At 66.3% G+C, this 16,652-nt stretch carries 16 protein-coding genes; 9 read left to right on the top strand and 7 right to left on the bottom strand.

The features are described from left to right. Positions 1-2: 2 nt before the first annotated feature. Complete coding sequence (locus ACZ1I2_RS09385; protein ID WP_465174304.1) at positions 3-737, bottom strand: Bax inhibitor-1/YccA family protein; 735 nt, start codon at positions 735-737, stop codon at positions 3-5. Continuing rightward, positions 730-912, bottom strand: coding sequence for a hypothetical protein (locus tag ACZ1I2_RS09380; RefSeq protein ID WP_465181624.1), 183 nt, complete (start codon positions 910-912; stop codon positions 730-732). Before ACZ1I2_RS09380 ends, ACZ1I2_RS09385 begins: the two co-directional genes overlap by 8 nt. Between ACZ1I2_RS09380 and thpR the strand changes: the two genes are divergently transcribed. Next, the gene (gene thpR, locus ACZ1I2_RS09375) at positions 907-1,449 is read left to right on the top strand and encodes an RNA 2',3'-cyclic phosphodiesterase (protein WP_465174305.1); all 543 of its coding nucleotides are present in this window, start codon (positions 907-909) and stop codon (positions 1,447-1,449) included. The two genes, ACZ1I2_RS09380 and thpR, sit on opposite strands and share 6 nt — an antisense overlap. A 67-nt stretch (positions 1,450-1,516) precedes the next feature. Next, positions 1,517-3,076, top strand: a complete 1,560-nt coding sequence (locus ACZ1I2_RS09370) for an MFS transporter (protein WP_465174306.1) — start codon at positions 1,517-1,519, stop codon at positions 3,074-3,076. A gap of 138 nt (positions 3,077-3,214) precedes the next feature. Here ACZ1I2_RS09370 and ACZ1I2_RS09365 read toward each other — a convergent pair whose 3' ends face one another. Beyond that, entirely contained in the window at positions 3,215-3,751 is a 537-nt protein-coding gene (locus tag ACZ1I2_RS09365) for a superoxide dismutase family protein (RefSeq protein WP_465174307.1), read from the bottom strand. 67 nt (positions 3,752-3,818) lie between these two features. After that, positions 3,819-6,398, bottom strand: a complete 2,580-nt coding sequence (locus ACZ1I2_RS09360) for a TonB-dependent receptor (protein ID WP_465174308.1) — start codon at positions 6,396-6,398, stop codon at positions 3,819-3,821. 178 nt (positions 6,399-6,576) lie between these two features. Between ACZ1I2_RS09360 and ACZ1I2_RS09355 the strand changes: the two genes are divergently transcribed. The 4 genes from ACZ1I2_RS09355 to ACZ1I2_RS09340 all read left to right on the top strand — a co-directional run bounded on the left by ACZ1I2_RS09355 (position 6,577) and on the right by ACZ1I2_RS09340 (position 9,671). After that, positions 6,577-7,344 (top strand): energy transducer TonB, encoded by a 768-nt coding sequence (locus ACZ1I2_RS09355; RefSeq protein WP_465169960.1) that lies wholly within the window; start codon positions 6,577-6,579, stop codon positions 7,342-7,344. Positions 7,345-7,471: 127 nt separating this feature from the next. Next, the gene (locus ACZ1I2_RS09350; RefSeq protein ID WP_465177164.1) at positions 7,472-8,995 is read left to right on the top strand and encodes a L,D-transpeptidase family protein; all 1,524 of its coding nucleotides are present in this window, start codon (positions 7,472-7,474) and stop codon (positions 8,993-8,995) included. Further along, complete coding sequence (locus tag ACZ1I2_RS09345; RefSeq protein ID WP_465174309.1) at positions 8,992-9,303, top strand: hypothetical protein; 312 nt, start codon at positions 8,992-8,994, stop codon at positions 9,301-9,303. The genes ACZ1I2_RS09350 and ACZ1I2_RS09345 overlap by 4 nt, the downstream gene beginning before the upstream one ends. A gap of 170 nt (positions 9,304-9,473) precedes the next feature. Further along, a complete protein-coding gene (locus ACZ1I2_RS09340; protein ID WP_465169962.1) occupies positions 9,474-9,671 on the top strand; it encodes a hypothetical protein in 198 nt (65 codons plus the stop codon). Between the two features lie 41 nt (positions 9,672-9,712). On the opposite strand, the gene ACZ1I2_RS09335 is transcribed toward ACZ1I2_RS09340, so the two are convergent. Both ACZ1I2_RS09335 and ACZ1I2_RS09330 read right to left on the bottom strand, forming a co-directional pair. Beyond that, positions 9,713-10,099, bottom strand: a complete 387-nt coding sequence (locus tag ACZ1I2_RS09335) for a type II toxin-antitoxin system VapC family toxin (RefSeq protein WP_465169963.1) — start codon at positions 10,097-10,099, stop codon at positions 9,713-9,715. Beyond that, positions 10,096-10,344 (bottom strand): type II toxin-antitoxin system Phd/YefM family antitoxin, encoded by a 249-nt coding sequence (locus ACZ1I2_RS09330; RefSeq protein WP_465169964.1) that lies wholly within the window; start codon positions 10,342-10,344, stop codon positions 10,096-10,098. Before ACZ1I2_RS09330 ends, ACZ1I2_RS09335 begins: the two co-directional genes overlap by 4 nt. A gap of 292 nt (positions 10,345-10,636) precedes the next feature. Between ACZ1I2_RS09330 and acnA the strand changes: the two genes are divergently transcribed. Together acnA and ACZ1I2_RS09320 are read left to right on the top strand one after the other, a co-directional pair. After that, the gene (gene acnA, locus ACZ1I2_RS09325) at positions 10,637-13,321 is read left to right on the top strand and encodes an aconitate hydratase AcnA (protein WP_465174310.1); all 2,685 of its coding nucleotides are present in this window, start codon (positions 10,637-10,639) and stop codon (positions 13,319-13,321) included. 11 nt (positions 13,322-13,332) lie between these two features. Beyond that, positions 13,333-13,701 (top strand): hypothetical protein, encoded by a 369-nt coding sequence (locus ACZ1I2_RS09320; RefSeq protein ID WP_465174311.1) that lies wholly within the window; start codon positions 13,333-13,335, stop codon positions 13,699-13,701. A 194-nt stretch (positions 13,702-13,895) separates the two neighbouring features. Here ACZ1I2_RS09320 and ACZ1I2_RS09315 read toward each other — a convergent pair whose 3' ends face one another. After that, positions 13,896-15,332, bottom strand: coding sequence for an amino acid permease (locus tag ACZ1I2_RS09315; protein ID WP_465174312.1), 1,437 nt, complete (start codon positions 15,330-15,332; stop codon positions 13,896-13,898). 114 nt (positions 15,333-15,446) lie between these two features. Between ACZ1I2_RS09315 and ACZ1I2_RS09310 the strand changes: the two genes are divergently transcribed. Continuing rightward, positions 15,447-16,595: an isovaleryl-CoA dehydrogenase gene (locus ACZ1I2_RS09310; RefSeq protein ID WP_465174313.1), complete on the top strand. Its 1,149-nt coding sequence runs from the start codon at positions 15,447-15,449 to the stop codon at positions 16,593-16,595. Positions 16,596-16,652 lie beyond the last annotated feature (57 nt).

The raw sequence follows: 16,652 nt of genomic DNA, 5'->3' as shown, positions 1-16,652 counted from the left end.
TTCTAGTTCCGGTTGCCGAACAGGCGCAGGATGAACAGGAACATGTTGATGAAGTCGAGGTACAGGTTCAGCGCCGACATGATCACCACATGCTGCTCGGCACCGGTGCCGGCAACCTGAGCGTACATGCTCTTGGTGCGCTGCGTGTCATAGGCGGTGAGGCCCGCGAACAGCAGCACGCCGACGATGCTGATCACCAGCGCGAACGGGCCCGACTGGAAGAACAGGTTGAGCAGGCTCGCCACGATCAGGCCGACCAGGCCCATGATCAGGAAGGTGCCGAACGCCGACAGATCACGCTTGGTGGTGTAGCCATAGAGGCTGAGACCGCCGAACGCCGCCGCCGTCGCGAAGAAGGACTGCGCGATCGAGGTGCCGGTATAGGCGAGGAAGATGGTCGAGAGCGACAGGCCCATCGCCACCGCGAAGCCCCAGAACATCGCCTGCAGCGCGCCGGACGACATCCGCCCGCCGCCGAAGCTCATGCCGAACACGAAGCCGAGCGGCGCGAGCGTGATGATCCATTTCAGGATACCCGGGCCGCCGAACACCTGCGCGGCGATGCCGCTGGCGGCAAAGCCCATGGCGACGATACCCGTCAGCAGGATGCCCGAGAACATGTAGTTATAGACCGACAGCATGTAGCGGCGCAGACCCGCGTCAAACGCCTCGGTGCGTGCGCCCGTTGCCGTCGCGAAGGAAGTCGCGCCAGATTGGGGGTCGGACCAGTTAGCCATTTCGAATAAGCTCCTTTGACCCGGCATCATACCGGATAACGGGAATATCGCCCTTATCAGGGGGGTTTTCAAGATAATCCGGTGGGCTCCCAGCAGAGGCCAGCAACACTTTATTACAATTGACCAGCTTGCGGATGACAATACCGGGAAGTGCGGTAAAATCAGCTTCATGCACCGCCTGTTTGTCGCCTTGCGCCCGCCTCCCGCGGTCCGCGCCGCCGTTTCCGCGACGATGGACGGCGTGCCCCAGGCACGCTGGCAGGACGATGATCAACTTCACCTGACCGTCCGCTATATTGGCGAGGTCGATGGGCGTATGGCGGAGGATGTCGTGCTCGCGCTGGGCCAGGTTCATGCGCCGCCGATCGAGGTCGCGCTGTCGGGCGTCGGCGCGTTCGACAAAAAGGGCCGGGTCGATGCGCTCTGGGCCGGCGTCGCGCCGCACGACGCGTTCGCCGCGCTCCATCGCAAGGTCGATCACGCACTGGTCCGCCTGGGCCTGCCGCCGGAAGGCCGCGCCTATCTGCCGCACATCACGGTCGCGCGGATCAGCCGTGGCGCGGGCTTCGGCCCCGAAGTCGAGCGCTGGCTGGCGACGCATGCGGGCCTCGCCAGCCCAAGCTTCACGATCGGGCACATGACCCTGTTCGAAAGCCATCTCGGCGGCGAAGCCGCGCGATACGAGGTGGTGGAGCGCTGGCGGCTCGACTGAGCCGAATCCGGCTTCCGTATCCCCGCCGCTCTGCTAGCCTTGCCCCCAAGAACAATTGGGGAGGATCATGGCCACCACGCCCACCGGCGCGCCCGCGCGCACGCCAGCCTATGCCTGGTACGTCCTCGGCATCCTCTTCCTCGTCTACATCCTCAATTTCGTCGACCGGCAGATCATCTCGATCCTGGCCGAGGACATCAAGCGCGACCTGGGGCTGAAGGACGAGGATCTCGGCTTTCTCTATGGCACCGCGTTCGGCGTGTTCTATTCGCTGTTCGGCATTCCGCTCGGCCGCCTCGCCGACAACTGGAACCGGGTGCGGCTGATGACGGTCGGCCTGGCGCTCTGGTCGGCGATGACCGCCTTTTCGGGGTTCGCCCGCAACGGTGCGATGCTGACGGCGGCGCGGATTGGTGTCGGCGTGGGCGAGGCGACTGCCAGCCCCTCCGCCTATTCGCTGATCTCGGACTATTTCCCCAAGCGGCTGCGCGCCACCGCGCTCGCCATCTATTCCTCTGGCCTGTACGTCGGCGGCGGGCTGTCGCTCGGCATCGGCGGGCTGATCGTGCAGCGCTGGAACAAGGCCTGGCCCGAGGGCGGGCCGCTCGGCCTGCATGGCTGGCAGGCGGCGTTCCTGATCGTCGGCATTCCCGGCCTGCTCGTCGCGCTGTGGATCGCAACCCTGCGCGAGCCGAAGCGCGGCGCGTCGGAAGGGCTGCCGGAACCGGCGCCCCACCCCGCCCCGTTCCGTGAGTTCCTCGAAGAACTGCTCACCATCTTGCCGCCACTCACGCTGATCGGGGCAGCACGGGGCGGCACCCGCGCCCTGCTGATCAACCTGACCGGCCTGGCGATCATTATCGCCTGCGTGTTCGGCCTGATCTCGATCGGCGAGCCCTGGCCGCAATGGGTGGCGATCGGAATCGGCGTCTATGCCGTCTTCTCCTGGGCCTCGGCGCTCAAGCGGCGCGATCCGCCGACCTTCCGCCTGATCATCGGCAATCCCGCCTTTCTCTGCGTGGTCGTGGCCTATGGCCTCAACGCCTTCATCGCTTATGCCGTGAGCTTCTGGGCAGCACCTCATGCGCTGCGCGATCTCGCCGCCTCCCCCGCCACTGCCGGTCTCCTGATCGGCGGCGGCGGCGCGGCGGGCGGGTTCATCGGCGTGACGATCGGCGGCATCGTCGCCGACCGGCTGCGGCGGAGCTTCGCCAATGGCCGCGTGATGGTGATCATCTTCGGCGCGGTCGCCCCGGTGCCGGCCGTGTGGGTCGCCTTCACCACGCACGACCTGTGGCTCTATTATACGATGCTGCCGATCGCACAGATCCTCGCGGCGTCAGCGCTCGGCGCCTCGGCGGCGACCATGCAGGATCTGGTGCTGCCCAGGATGCGCGGAACGGCGACGGGGACCTTCTTCATCGGCACCACGCTGCTTGGGCTGGCGATGGGGCCGTATCTTGCCGGCCGGGTCTCGACCCTGAGCGGCAGCCTGTCGGTCGGCGTGCTCTCCCTGTTGCTGACGGTGCCGATCACCCTGGCGGCAGCGATCGCGGCCTATCGGCTCGTGCCCAAGGCAGAGGCCAATCGCGAGAATTGGGCGCGGGAAGCGGGAGAGGCGATCTAAAGTCCCTCTCCCTTGTGGGAGAGGGAGGGAGGAGCGAAGCGACGGAAGGGTGAGGGGGACACTCGCTCGTGTCGCGAACCTTACTCCCCCTCATCCGGCCCTTCGGGCCACCTTCTCCCACAGGGGGAGAAGGAAAAATTATCCCGCCGCGAACACGCCGCACGCGATCCGCGCGCCGCTGTTGCCCGACGGGTCGGTCATCAGATCGTCCGGCGCGGCATGCACCACGATCGCCGAGCCGTCCGCATCGAGCAGCCCGGCCATGGTCGCGCCGGGAATGGTGATGCCGATCGTGCCGCGCCCGTCAGTGCCGATGATCAGGTTGGGCAGGTCGCCCTCATGTGGTCCTGCCGGGTTCATCGATCCATGCTTCATCGCGGTCGGGTTCCAGTGACCACCCGCGCTCGCGAAGTCGGGCGGCGTGCACGCGCCCGTCATATGGACATGCGCGCCATGCGTGCCCGGCGGCAGGCCCTTCGCGTCGATGGTGAAGCGCAGGCCGCCCGCGACTTCATGCGCGGTGGCCCGGCCGGCATCGGCACCGGTGCCCGTGCGCAGGGTCGCGGTCGCGCCGGCGCCATTGGCGATCGGTGCCCCGACCTCCGTGCCATGCTTGTCGCAAGCCGACAGTCCGAGCGCCATGATTGCCGCAGTTCCGATCGTCACGATCCGCATCTGATGTCTCCCGTTGGCGTCCCGCCATTTCCAACCGCTACGGGCCGGCACGGTTCCGCGCAACCGCTCAGCGGCTGCGCACCGTGAGCGACAGGCCATAGAAGCGCGGCTCGCCGCCGATGAAGGTCGGCAGGCCCAGGGAGTCGCCGGTATTGCCGGCATCCTTGATATATTTGCGGTTGAACAGGTTGGTCACGAAACCCTCGACCCGCCAGATGCCGTTGGCCGATTCCACGCCGAGCCGCGCATCGACCAGCGCATAGCCCTTCTGGAATTCATCCTGCACCAGATCGGGGATCAGGTTGCCGGTCTGGAGCGAGGGCTTGTCGTTGTCGTCGTCGAAGAACACGCTCGACTGCCAGGTCACGCTCGGGGTGAAATCGATCTTCACCGGACCGACCGGCTGTTTCAGCACGAAGCCGGCCGAGGCGGCATTGTCGGGCGACAGGCGGAAATGATTGCCGTCGCGGGCGCCCTCGGTGAAGCGGCCATGCGTATAGGCATAGGTGGCGAACACGGTCAGCGCCTCGGACGGTACATAGCGGAGCTGGCCCTCGAACCCATAGGTCCGCGCCTTGCCGGCATTGGTGAGGATGAACTGGGTGCCGATCTGCTCGGTCGTCTGGAAGTTGGTGTAATTGTACAGATAGACCGATCCGTCGGCGAACAGCCGGCGATCGAGCAGAGCGGTCTTCGCGCCGATCTCATAGCTGTCGACCGTTTCGGACGGCAGGACCTTGAAATTCGGGGCGCCGTACGGAACGCCCGGCGCCGACACACTCAGCACTTCGGGGCGACGGCCCCTTGCATAGGTCGCGTAGATGCTCGCGTCGGCGCTCGCCTCGTAGTGCGCGGTGGCGCGCCAGGTCAGGCCTTCGTCCTTCAGGCCCCGGTCGGTCCGGGTGCCATTGGCCGCGGTCGGCTGAAGGCCGATGCCGAAAAAGGGCACGACGCTGGCCGGCAGCGTGTTCAGGACCGCGCCCGGCAGCGCCAGCGCCTGGAGCAGCGGCGTGCGCTGCGCCGCGGGCAGGCCCAGCGCGCCGATGAAGCCGCCCAGGATCGACCGGCCGTTCAGCACCGCCGCGGTGATGCCGGTCGACTTGTCGTCATGGCTGTAGCGGATGCCGCCGCCGATATCGAAGCGGTCAGTGACGTGGATGGTCGCATCGGCGAAGAGGTCGATGCTGTTGGTACGGGCGAAGTTGGTCGAGCTTTCGAGGTGGTTCGCCTTGAGATTGTTGGCGATGCCCGTCGCGGTCGCCGCGTCGAGCACGAAGCCGCTCGCGCCGGCGATGCCGCGCAGCAGTTGCGACGTGAAGGCCGGATTGCCGAGCACGCTCATCGGCGCGGGGTCGGTCGCCGGACGGCCGGGGATCAGCCCGCCGCCGTTGAGCGCGTTCGCCACCCGCGCCAGCGCGACGCGTTCGTCGAACGAGGCCGGCGTGCGCTGCAGGCCGTCCTCATGGAAATAGGTGCCGCCGACGAAAGCGGTCAGCCGCTCGCTGTCATAGCTCAGGCGCAGCGTGCCCATGGTCTGGTTGCCGCGGGCGTCCTCCGCCGCGGTCAGCGCGGGCAGCGAAATGCCGTCCGCATCGAATATCTCCAGCGCGTCGAAGCGGCGATAGGACCCCATCGCGTTGAGCGACCAGTGATCGTCGATCGCGTAATTCGCGATGCCGGTCGCGCCCCAGACGGTGCGGTTGAGACCCAGCGGCGCGCTGTTCTCGAAGCCCGGCTGCGGCGCCAGCGCCGCGCCCGAATTGCGCCCGCGATCGCCGATCACCGCGCCCGTCACCGGATCGGTCGGATTATAGGCGATCGATTTGAACGGCGTGCCGTTCGCATGGTCTTCCTGATAATTGGCGATCAGGTCGACGGTCAGCTTGCCCGGCGCCCAGCGCAGCGAGCCACGGATCGCCTGGGTGTCGACCGAGTTGAAATCCCGGTCATTGCCCTTGACCAGCAGATTGTCGAAGAAACCGTCGCGCTTCTTCGACCGGCCGGCAATGCGGATCGCCAGCGTATCGGTGATCGGCGCGTTGGCGGTGAGATCGACCTGATAGGCGTTGAAATTGCCGTAGCTGGCGCGGAAATAGCCGTATTGCTCGTTCGGATCGGCCTTGGCCTGGACGATGTTGACCGCGCCGATCAGCGCGCCGCGACCATAAAGCGTCGACTGCGGGCCCTTGGCCACTTCGACGCGCTCCAGATCGAACAGCTCGACATAGGATCCGCGCGACTTCGAGATCGAGACGCCGTCCTGGAAGACCGAGACGCGCGGCTCGTTGAACGCGCTGCCGCTGTCCGAGGTGATGCCGCGAATGACGAAGCCGGGATTGTTGGGCGACTGATTCTGCACGACGAAGCCGGGGACGTAGCGCGACAGCTTCTCGAAATCGGTGATGCCCAGCTCGTCGAGGAAGCGGCCCGAATAGGCGGTCAGCGCGATCGGCACCTCGCGCGCATTCTGGCTGCGCAGCTGCGCCGTCACGACGATGTCGCCCCCGTCATCCGTCGCGCCTGGCTCGGGCGCGGCCTGATCGATCGCGGGCGCGGACTGTGTCTGGGCCGATTGGGCATGGGCGGATTGAGCGATCACCAGCGCGGGCAGGCAGGTGAGCGCGAGAATCGTCGAACGGATCGTCATGATAGGCCCCTTTATTGTTGCAGGGGCGCCTAGGTGCCGACCGCGTCGCCTGTGTTGCAGTGCCGTGACCGTTATGTTGCAGCGCAAAAAGAAACGACGCGGATCGAACAGAGGACTGGCAAGCACGGGTTCATCCCTTTTGCGTTCAGGATCGTTGTTTCCCCGTGGAAGCCCGCAAATGATCATGAGCTACCGGCAATCCAGCCCCAATGACCGGATCAGGGCCGCGCTTGCCGCCGCCGCCCTGATGGGGCTGCTGGTCTACGCCCTGATCGCCGGGCTCGCGGTACGCATGCCCGGATCGGCCGAGAGCCCGCTCACCTTGTTCGGCGTGCTGCCGCCGCCCGTCCCGCCACCGCCCGAGAAGATCACGCCCCACCCGATCCGGAGCACAAAACCCGAAGGCGCCGCGTCGCCCGCCAATCTGCGCTCGAAAGCGACCGAGATCGTCGCGCCGGTTCCCATCGTGCAGGTCACCGTGCCGCCGCCGGTGGTCGCGGCGCTGAAACCCGGCATCGGCACCCAGGCCTCGAGCGGCGCGTCCGACGTGCCCGGTCCCGGCACGGGCGCGGGCGGCGAAGGAAACGGCACCGGCAGCGGCCGCGCGGGTGACGGCGACGGCGATGGCGGCGGGACACCCCCGCGCTGGATCCGCGGCCGTCTCAAGGATTCGGACTATCCACCCGCCGCGAAGGAAGCGCTGATTTCCGGCACCGTCGCGGTGCGCTATGTCGTCGCGGTGAGCGGCCGGGTGACCGAATGCAGCGTCACCGGATCGAGCGGCAACGCCGAACTCGACGCGACGACCTGCCGCCTCATCAAGGAACGCTTCCGCTTCAAGCCGTCGAAGGACGAGGACGGCACGCCGGTCGAATCGGTCATCGTCGAGAATCATAGCTGGCTGATCGACGACCGCCCGGAACCAACTGCGACTCCCAAGCCTTGAAACTCCAATGCCCGCAAACATTGTTGGCCACGGGTGGCGGCCTGCACTGGAAATCCCTATTCCATTCATATTAGGGCGATCAGCGGCGTGCCACATGGCCCCGACGCCACGAAACGACAGGAAGATGATGGCACGCGACTTCGACAAGGGTGACAGGCAAGGACGCGTGTTTGCGCGGTGGTTCACCAGCCTGGCGGTCGCGCCCGCGCTGCTGGCCGCGCCGGCCCAGGCCGGGCAGACCGTCGCTCCCCCGCCCATCGTCCGGACCGTCCCCCCGCCGCAGCAACTGCTGCCGCCCGCCGCACCGATGCCGCTGCCGGTCCCCAGCCCGGCCCAGGCGGACCAACTTCGCGCGATGCTCGATGCCAATGCGATGGCGCAGGGTCTTCGCGCCGTCCCCGCTGCCGCGCCGGGCAGGCTCGATGGCGATGCTCTTGTCCACGCCGTGCTCGATCATGCGCGCGCCGTGCATGCCGGCCGGCTCGACACCGCCGATTTCAACAGCGACTGGGGCCTGCGCCCGCCACCTTACGATCCCCTGCCAGGCTTTGTGGACGCGCTCCGGCGCGACCGGGTCGCTTCATGGATCGCCAACCTCCCACCACCTTATGCCGGCTATGACGGGCTGCTGAAGGGCCTCGCCAATTACCGCGCGATCGAGGCCGCGGGCGGCTGGCAACCGGTACCTGCAGGCCCCGATCTCGCCCTCGGCGCCAAGGGGCCGCGCGTGCTCGCGTTGCGCCAGCGGCTGGCGGTGGAGGATTCGCAGGTCGTGGCCACCGGCGACGTTTTCGACGCCGAACTCGCCGCCGGGGTGCAGCGCGCGCAGCGCCGCTACGGTTTGAACCCGGCGGGCGTCGTCTCCACCCAGACCCTGGCCGCGCTCAACGTGCCGGCGATCGACCGCGTCCACCAGATCATGGCCAATCTGGAGCGCTGGCGCTGGCTGCCGCAGGAGCTTCCGCGCGACCGCATTCAGGTCAACATCGCCGCCGCGGTGCTGACCGTGTTCGACGGCGACACGCCCGTCATGTCGATGCGGGCGGTCACCGGCCGGCCCGGCGACGAGACGCCGATGCTGTCCTCGACCATCAACAGCATCGTGATCAACCCGCCCTGGAACGTGCCGACCTCGATCGCGACGAAGGAATTGTGGCCGAAGGAGAAGAAGAGCCCCGGCTATTTCAAGCGCAACGGGTTCACCGTGATCGATGGCACCCGACTGCAACAGGCAGCCGGCGACCAGAGCGCGCTCGGCCGGTTCAAGTTCGATTTCAACAACCGCTATGCCGTCTATCTCCACGACACACCGTCGCGTGCCAAGTTCGCCAGCTTCAGCCGCCTCGCCAGCCATGGCTGCGTGCGACTGGAAAAGCCCGCCGAGCTCGCCGAACTGCTGTTGAAGGGCGACCCGGCCTGGCCGCCCGAGGCGATCGCGGCGCAGGTGGCGAAGGGCAAGACGCTGCGCGTGACCTTGACCCGGCCGGTCGAGGTCTATTTGCTGTACTGGACGGCGTTCGCCAGCGCGAGCGGCCAGATGAATTTCCGTGCCGACCCTTATGGCTGGGACAAGTCCCTCGCCGCGAAGATCGAGGCGCGGTCGTCCGGCCGGCTGGTTCTGCCTGAACTCGAGGAGATGACACGATCATGAGCATGAACCGGGGCAAGATCGCAGGTTTGGCGGCTGGATTGATAGCGCTCGCGGCGCTGGCCGGCTGCGACTCGTCGACGCCGGAATCCGCCGCGCCGGCAGAGAATATCGCCGACAACGCCGAAACCGTGAACGTCGTGGTGCCCGAGGAGGTGCCCGTGCCGGAGACGCTCAACTCCGCCACGGTGGAGGCACCGCGCGAGACCCCACCGGATCCGGATGCCCAGACGCAGGAAGATGCCGACGCGACCGGCATGACCGCCCGCGTCCGCCGCGACGAGGCGTCGGCGAACGAGACGATTCAGTAAGCACCGGAGGCCCCGGACGCCGTTATCCCCGTTCGTATTGAGCTTGTCGGAGCACTGCCCTTTTCTTCCGGCAAAGGCAGAACAGCCCTTCGACAAGCTCAGGGCGAACGGGTGAGGTGCCTGTTTTCACCCCATCGACAGTGTCCCCGGCCTGCGTCTATCGCCCGGCGATGAGCATCATCGCGACCATCATGAACGCCGCCACCGGCGCCCCCATCCAGAAAATGACCTTCGGCCGCATGCCGCGCCCCGGTGCCGGTTTCGTCCTCGCCTCGGGCGAGCGCGTGACCGCGCAGCGCGTCGATATCGGCAAGCCCGCGCCGGGCAAGTTCATCGCGCCCGTCGATATCTGGGTGACGCTGCCGTAACGAGAAAAAGGGGTCAGAGTGATTTTTGACAAGGGCGAGGCTCACACCCCAACAACGACCCCGCCATATTCCTTCACCAACGCATCACCCGTCAGCAATGTCACACCCTCGGCCGTCGCCTGCGCGACCAGCACGCGATCGAACGGATCGCGGTGAATCGGCGGTAGCGCGTCGACCGCCAGCACGTGCTCGGCGGTGATCGCCAGCTCCTCATAACCATTGTCGATCAGCCCGCGGCGCAGCAGCCGGGGATCGACCTGGAAATCCTCACGCCCGAGCCCACGTTTGATCGTGATCTCCCACAGGCTGGCGACGCTGAAGAGCGGCACATTCTGCGAGTCCTCGATCAACCCGCGTGCTTCGGCGGAGAGCCGCGCGGGGTCGCCCGCCGCCCAGAGCAGCAGATGGGTGTCGAGGAGCAGCCTCACCTGGCGCCACCCTCGAACAGCGACTCGATCTCGTCCCGGCCCATCGTGTCGAAATCGTCCGGTACCTCGATCATGCCCGTTAGAAACCCGGTCCGGCGCTTCTCCGCCGGCTCGACGACATCGAGCGCGGTCACTTTCACCAGCGGCTTGCCCGCCTTGGCGATCACGAACGGCTCGCCGCGCAACGCGCGTTCGATCAGGCGCGACAGGTGCGTCTTGGCTTCGTGGATATTGACGGTGAGCATAAAGCCTCCAGACTAAACCAAGTGAACTTAGTTCAGCCGACGGTCAGGGGCAACAAAAATGTCAGCGACCTTACTGACATTCCCGACACGCACCGCGTCGATTCAACCCTGACGGCGTCGCCGCCATCCGGGCGCAATGGCTGATCCGATCGTCATCGCCACCCTTCCCCAACCGAACCCCTCTTGCTAAGGCCCGCGCGACTCTTCGCATTCGCACATCCCGGAGCGCGCCCGCGCGGAACCTTCCGCCTCCCCGCCGCGCCCGGCCAGACAGGGAAGGAACCCGCTCCAGATGACCGCCATTGGCCAGGATACGCTCGGCGCCCGCAAGACGCTCAAGGTCGGCTCGAAGTCGTACGACTATTATTCGCTGGCCGACGCGGCCGAGAAATATGGCGACATCAGCCGCCTGCCTTTCTCGATGAAAGTGCTACTCGAGAACATGCTCCGTTTCGAGGACGGCAAGACCGTCACGACTGACGATGTGAAGGCGATCATCGACTGGCAGCAGGAGCGCCGCTCGGACCGCGAGATCCAGTATCGCCCCGCGCGCGTGCTGATGCAGGACTTCACCGGCGTGCCGTGCGTGGTCGATCTCGCCGCGATGCGCGATGCCATCACCAAGCTCGGCGGCGACGCGGCGAAGATCAATCCGCTGGTCCCTGTCCATCTCGTCATCGACCATTCGGTGATGGTCGACGAGTTCGGCACGCCCAAGGCGTTCGAGGACAATGTCGATCTCGAATATAGCCGCAACTTCGAACGCTATGAATTCCTGAAATGGGGCTCCAAGGCGCTCGACAATTTCCAGGTCGTCCCCCCGGGTACCGGCATCTGCCATCAGGTGAACCTCGAATATATCGGCCAGGGCGTATGGTCCTCGGCGAGCTGGGGCGAGCATGGCGACGGCACGACGGTCGCCTACCCCGATACGCTGGTCGGCACGGACAGCCACACCACCATGGTCAACGGCATGGGCGTGCTCGGCTGGGGCGTCGGCGGGATCGAGGCCGAGGCCGCTATGCTCGGCCAGCCCGTCTCGATGCTGATCCCCGAGGTCGTCGGCTTCAAGCTGACCGGCGCGATGAACGAGGGCATCACCGCCACCGATCTCGTGCTCACCGTGACCCAGATGCTCCGCGCCAAGGGTGTGGTCGGCCGCTTCGTTGAGTTCTACGGCCCTGGCCTCGACTCGATGACGCTCGCCGACCGCGCGACCATCGCCAACATGGCGCCGGAATATGGCGCGACCTGCGGCTTCTTCCCGATCGACGCCAAGACGATCGAGTATCTCAAGCTCACCGCCCGCCCCGACGAAACCGTCGAGCTGGTCGAGGCCTATTGCAAGGCGCAAGGCCTGTGGCACGATGCCGACAGCGTCGATCCGGTCTTCACCGATACGCTCGAGCTCGACATGAGCAGCGTCCAGGCCAGCCTGGCCGGGCCGAAGCGCCCGCAGGACCGCGTCTCGCTCAACAAGGTCGACGAAGTGTTCAACGGCGACCTGTTCAAGGTCTATCACAAGGAACAGCCGGTCCGCGCCGCTGTCGAGGGCCGTCCGGACGATATCGGCGACGGCGACGTTGTCATCGCCGCGATCACCAGTTGCACCAACACGTCCAACCCTTCGGTGCTGGTCGCCGCCGGCCTCGTCGCCCGCAAGGCGCGCGCGCTCGGCCTGACCTCCAAGCCCTGGGTCAAGACGTCGCTGGCCCCCGGCTCGCAGGTCGTCACCGACTATCTCAACAAGGCCGGCCTGACCGAGGACCTGAACGCGCTCGGCTTCAACTTGGTCGGCTATGGCTGCACCACCTGCATCGGCAATTCGGGTCCGCTCGCGAGCGAGCTGTCGACCGCGATCAACGAGAACGACATCGTCGCCGCCTCGGTGCTGTCGGGCAACCGCAACTTCGAGGGCCGCGTCTCGCCTGACGTGCGCGCCAATTTCCTCGCCTCGCCGCCTTTGGTCGTCGCCTATGCGATCAAGGGCACGGTGACCGAGGACATGGTCGAGACGCCGCTCGGCAAGGGCTCGGACGGCAATGACGTGTTCCTCAAGGACGTGTGGCCCTCGAACGCCGAGATCGCCGAAGTGATGGCGGCGAACATCGACGACACCATGTTCCGCTCGCGCTACGGCAATGTCTATGCCGGCGACGAGAAATGGCGCGGCATCGAGGTCGAAGGCTCCGACACCTATACCTGGCGCGCAGGCTCCACCTATGTCGCCAACCCGCCCTATTTCGAGGGCATGACCATGACCCCGGCGCCGGTGACCGACATCATCGAGGCGCGCCCGCTCGCGATCCTCGGCGATTCCATCACCACCGACCACATCAGCCCTGCGGGCTCGATCAAGGCGGACAGCCCGGCCGGCACCTATCTGCAGGAGCATCAGGTCAGCCGCGCCGACTTCAACAGCTATGGCGCACGTCGCGGCAACCATGACGTGATGATGCGCGGCACCTTCGCCAATATCCGCATCAAGAACGAGATGGTCCCCGGCGTCGAAGGCGGCATGTCGAAGTATGAAGGCGAGATCATGCCGATCTACGACGCCGCGATGCGCTTCAAGGCAGACGGCACGCCGCTCGTCGTCATCGCCGGCAAGGAATATGGCACCGGATCGTCGCGCGACTGGGCGGCCAAGGGCACCAACTTGCTCGGGGTCCGCGCGGTCATCACCGAAAGCTTCGAGCGTATCCACCGCTCGAACCTGGTCGGCATGGGCGTGCTCCCGCTGCAGTTCGCTGAAGGCATCACGCGCCAGACCCTGGCTCTGGACGGTTCGGAGAGCTTCACCATCCAGCACGTCGCGGACATCCGCCCGCGCCAGGATGTCGAAGTGATCCTCACCCGCGCCGACGGCACGACCGAAACCTTCCTGACGCGCTGCCGTATCGACACGATCAACGAGCTAGAATATTTCCTCAACGGCGGCATCCTGCAATATGTGCTGCGCAAGCTGGCTGCCTGAGGAAGTGACATATGCGTAAGGCGATTGTCTGGTCGCTCGCCCTCTCCATCGCCGCCGCGCCCGTCGCGGCGGCGGAGGACTGGAAGCAGTTCGTGACGGCCGACGGCTATTCGAGCGCCATCGAGACCGGGTCGATCAAGACGGCGGGCGCACAGCGCGCCTTCCGCCTGCGCCTGGGCAAGGTCGGCGACACCCATATGGCGGTCGCCGACGCCGTGCTCGATTGCCCAAGCAAGATGCTGATGCTCGGCCGCGTCGCGCTCTACAATAACGGGGTCCAGACGGGTACGCGAGAAGCCGACCCGGCCAAGCCGTTCATCGAACCGATGAGCGACCAGCCCTCGGGCGACGAGATCGCGGCATTGGTCTGTACGGGTTGAGTCAAGAGGCGAGGTTCCGGCCGTGGAAGAGCGGCATTCGCATGGCCGCTCTTCCCCATCGCGATCCCCAACCACACCGTCACCCCGGACGTGTTCCGGGGTCCATCCCTCCTCTTGGCGATGGCTCGCGTATCAGTAGCGACAGCGCTCGCGGATGAATGGATGCCGGAACAAGTCCGGCATGACGATGGTCGTTAACGCAGCCCCTCCACCGCCCGAGCCCGCGCGTAGAGGAAATACACCAGCAGCCCGACCCCGTTCCACACCAGGAACGACATCTGAGTCACATGCTGCAGGCTCATGAACAGATAGCAGCATCCGAGGATCGCGCCCGGCGCCACCACCCAGGCGAACGGCGTCCGGAACGGCCGCCGCGCATCGGGGCTGCGCCGCCGCAACACCAGCACGCACGCCGCCACCGCGACAAAGGCCACCAGCGTCCCGGCATTGGCGAGCGACGCGATCACGTCGAGCGGCAGCAGCCCCGCCAGGATCGCCACGAACACCGCCGTCACCGCCGTGATCCGCGCCGGCGTCCCACGCTTCGAAATCGCGGCCAGCGAGGGCGGCAGGAAGCCGTCGCGCGCCATCACCAGGAAGATGCGGCTCTGCCCGTACAGGAACGCCAGCAGCACCGTCGGCAGGGCGATCGCCGCCGCAGCCGCGACCACCGTCGCCACGCCGCCGCTGCCCAGCTCGCGCAGGATCAGCGCCAGCGGCTCGGCGCTTTTCGAGAAGACCGTATAGTGCACCGCCCCGACCGCCGCCGCCGCGACGACGATATAGATCAGCGTGCAGGCCAGCATCGACCCGACGATGCCGATCGCCAGGTCGCGCTCGGGATTCTTCGCTTCCTCCGCCGCGGTCGAGATCGCGTCGAAGCCGTAAAAAGCGAAGAAGATGATCGCCGCGGCGCCCATCACGCCATATTTCACGCCGTGATCGTCCGGCACGCTGCCGAAGCCGCTCGGCGCGAACGGGTGGAGATTGGCCGGATCGAAATGCGGCAGCGCCACCGCGACGAACAGGGTCAGCGTCGCGATCTTCAGGATCACCAGCGCGCTGTTGATCCGCGCGCTCTCCCGCGTGCCGAGCATCAGCAGCCCCGCGACCACCGCGATGATCAGGATCGCCGGCACGTTGATGCCCGTATTGGTGAGATGCATGCCGCCTTCCGTCATCAGAGTCGGCCCGTGCGTCATCCAGTCGGGCAGGATGATGCCCAGCCCCTTCAGGAACCCGACCGCATAACCCGACCAGCCGACGGCGACGGTCGATACGACCAGCGAATATTCCAGGATCAGGCTCCACCCCACGAACCAGGCGAGGATCTCGCCCAGCACCGCATAGCTATAAGTGTACGCGCTGCCCGAGGCCGGGATCATCGTCGCCATCTCGGCATAGCAGAGCGCGGCGCAGGCGCAGATCGCGCCGGCAACGGCGAAGCTGAGCAATACCGCGGGACCGGCGCGATCCGCGCCGACGCCGATCAGGGTGAGGATGCCGGTGCCGACGATCGCGCCGACGCCCATCGCGACCAGATGCGGCCAGGAAAGTGTCCGCGCCATGCGATGCGGTTCCGGCTGGTCCTCCGCCGCGACGATCGTCTTCAATCTGAACAGGCTGCGCATCTCGTTCCCCGCATTTTTCGCAAGCCTAGGCGTGTTCGCCGCACCGGTGCAATGCTGGCGCGGGCGATTGCGGGGCGCTACAGCGCCAGCCAACAGGTTTCAGGAGAGACGAGTATGGACATGACGCTGGACTTCGCCCTTGGCGAGAATGCGGACATGATCCGCGACGTGACGCAGCGCTTCGCCAGCGAGAAGATCGCGCCGCTGGCCGCGAAGATCGATGCCGAGGACTGGTTCCCCAGGGAGCTGTGGCCCGCCATGGGCGAGCTCGGCCTGCACGGCATCACCGTCGAGGAGGAATATGGCGGTCTCGGGCTCGGTTATCTCGAGCATGTCATCGCCTGCGAGGAAGTCAGCCGTGCCTCGGCCTCGATCGGCCTTTCCTACGGCGCCCATTCCAACCTCTGCGTCAACCAGATCCGCCGCTGGGGCAATCCCGAGCAGAAGGCGAAATACCTGCCCAAGCTGGTTTCGGGCGAGCATGTCGGCAGCCTCGCCATGTCCGAGGCGGGGGCCGGCTCCGACGTCGTCTCGATGAAGCTGCGCGCCGACGAGGTGCAGGGCGGCTATGTGCTCAACGGCACGAAGTTCTGGATCACCAATGCGGCCTATGCCGACACGCTGGTCGTCTATGCCAAGACCGGTGACGGCAGCCGCGGCATCACCACGTTCCTGATCGAAAAGGACATGCCCGGTTTCTCGATCGGCCAGAAGATCGACAAGATGGGCATGCGCGGCTCCCCCACTGCCGAGCTCGTCTTCAACGATTGCGAAGTGCCCGAAGAGAATATCATGGGCCCGCTCAACGGCGGTGTCGGCGTGCTGATGTCGGGCCTCGACTACGAGCGCACCGTGCTCGCGGGCATCCAGCTTGGCATCATGCAGGCATGCCTCGATGTAGTGATTCCCTACCTGCGCGAGCGGAAACAGTTCGGCAAGCCGATCGGCGCGTTCCAGCTGATGCAGGCCAAGGTCGCCGACATGTATGTCGCGCTCAACTCGGCCCGCGCCTATGTCTATGCAGTGGCCCGGGCGTGCGACAGCGGCAGGACCACCCGCTTCGACGCGGCCGGCGCGATCCTGCTGGCGAGCGAGAACGCCTTCCGCGTCGCTGGCGAGGCAGTCCAGGCGCTGGGCGGCGCCGGCTATACCAAGGACTGGCCGGTCGAACGCTTCCTGCGCGATGCGAAGCTGCTCGATATCGGTGCCGGGACGAACGAGATCCGGCGCATGCTGATCGGGCGGGAATTGATCGGGGCTTGACCACTTCCTCCGTCATGCCGGACTTGTTCCGGCATCCATCGTGCAACAAGCACTGCC

Source organism: Sphingomonas sp. BL-S-29 (assembly GCF_055521495.1).
This window is presented reverse-complemented; position numbering and strand designations above follow the sequence as displayed.

Coding starts and splice junctions, on each gene's coding strand:
- ACZ1I2_RS09350 (WP_465177164.1), top strand. CDS start 7,472: ATGGCACGCGACTTCGACAAGGGTGACAGGCAAGGACGCGTGTTTGCG.
- acnA (WP_465174310.1), top strand. CDS start 10,637: ATGACCGCCATTGGCCAGGATACGCTCGGCGCCCGCAAGACGCTCAAG.
- ACZ1I2_RS09320 (WP_465174311.1), top strand. CDS start 13,333: ATGCGTAAGGCGATTGTCTGGTCGCTCGCCCTCTCCATCGCCGCCGCG.
- ACZ1I2_RS09340 (WP_465169962.1), top strand. CDS start 9,474: ATGAGCATCATCGCGACCATCATGAACGCCGCCACCGGCGCCCCCATC.
- ACZ1I2_RS09315 (WP_465174312.1), bottom strand. CDS start 15,332: ATGCGCAGCCTGTTCAGATTGAAGACGATCGTCGCGGCGGAGGACCAG.
- ACZ1I2_RS09365 (WP_465174307.1), bottom strand. CDS start 3,751: ATGCGGATCGTGACGATCGGAACTGCGGCAATCATGGCGCTCGGACTG.
- ACZ1I2_RS09330 (WP_465169964.1), bottom strand. CDS start 10,344: ATGCTCACCGTCAATATCCACGAAGCCAAGACGCACCTGTCGCGCCTG.
- ACZ1I2_RS09360 (WP_465174308.1), bottom strand. CDS start 6,398: ATGACGATCCGTTCGACGATTCTCGCGCTCACCTGCCTGCCCGCGCTG.
- ACZ1I2_RS09370 (WP_465174306.1), top strand. CDS start 1,517: ATGGCCACCACGCCCACCGGCGCGCCCGCGCGCACGCCAGCCTATGCC.
- ACZ1I2_RS09345 (WP_465174309.1), top strand. CDS start 8,992: ATGAGCATGAACCGGGGCAAGATCGCAGGTTTGGCGGCTGGATTGATA.
- ACZ1I2_RS09355 (WP_465169960.1), top strand. CDS start 6,577: ATGATCATGAGCTACCGGCAATCCAGCCCCAATGACCGGATCAGGGCC.
- thpR (WP_465174305.1), top strand. CDS start 907: ATGCACCGCCTGTTTGTCGCCTTGCGCCCGCCTCCCGCGGTCCGCGCC.
- ACZ1I2_RS09310 (WP_465174313.1), top strand. CDS start 15,447: ATGGACATGACGCTGGACTTCGCCCTTGGCGAGAATGCGGACATGATC.
- ACZ1I2_RS09385 (WP_465174304.1), bottom strand. CDS start 737: ATGGCTAACTGGTCCGACCCCCAATCTGGCGCGACTTCCTTCGCGACG.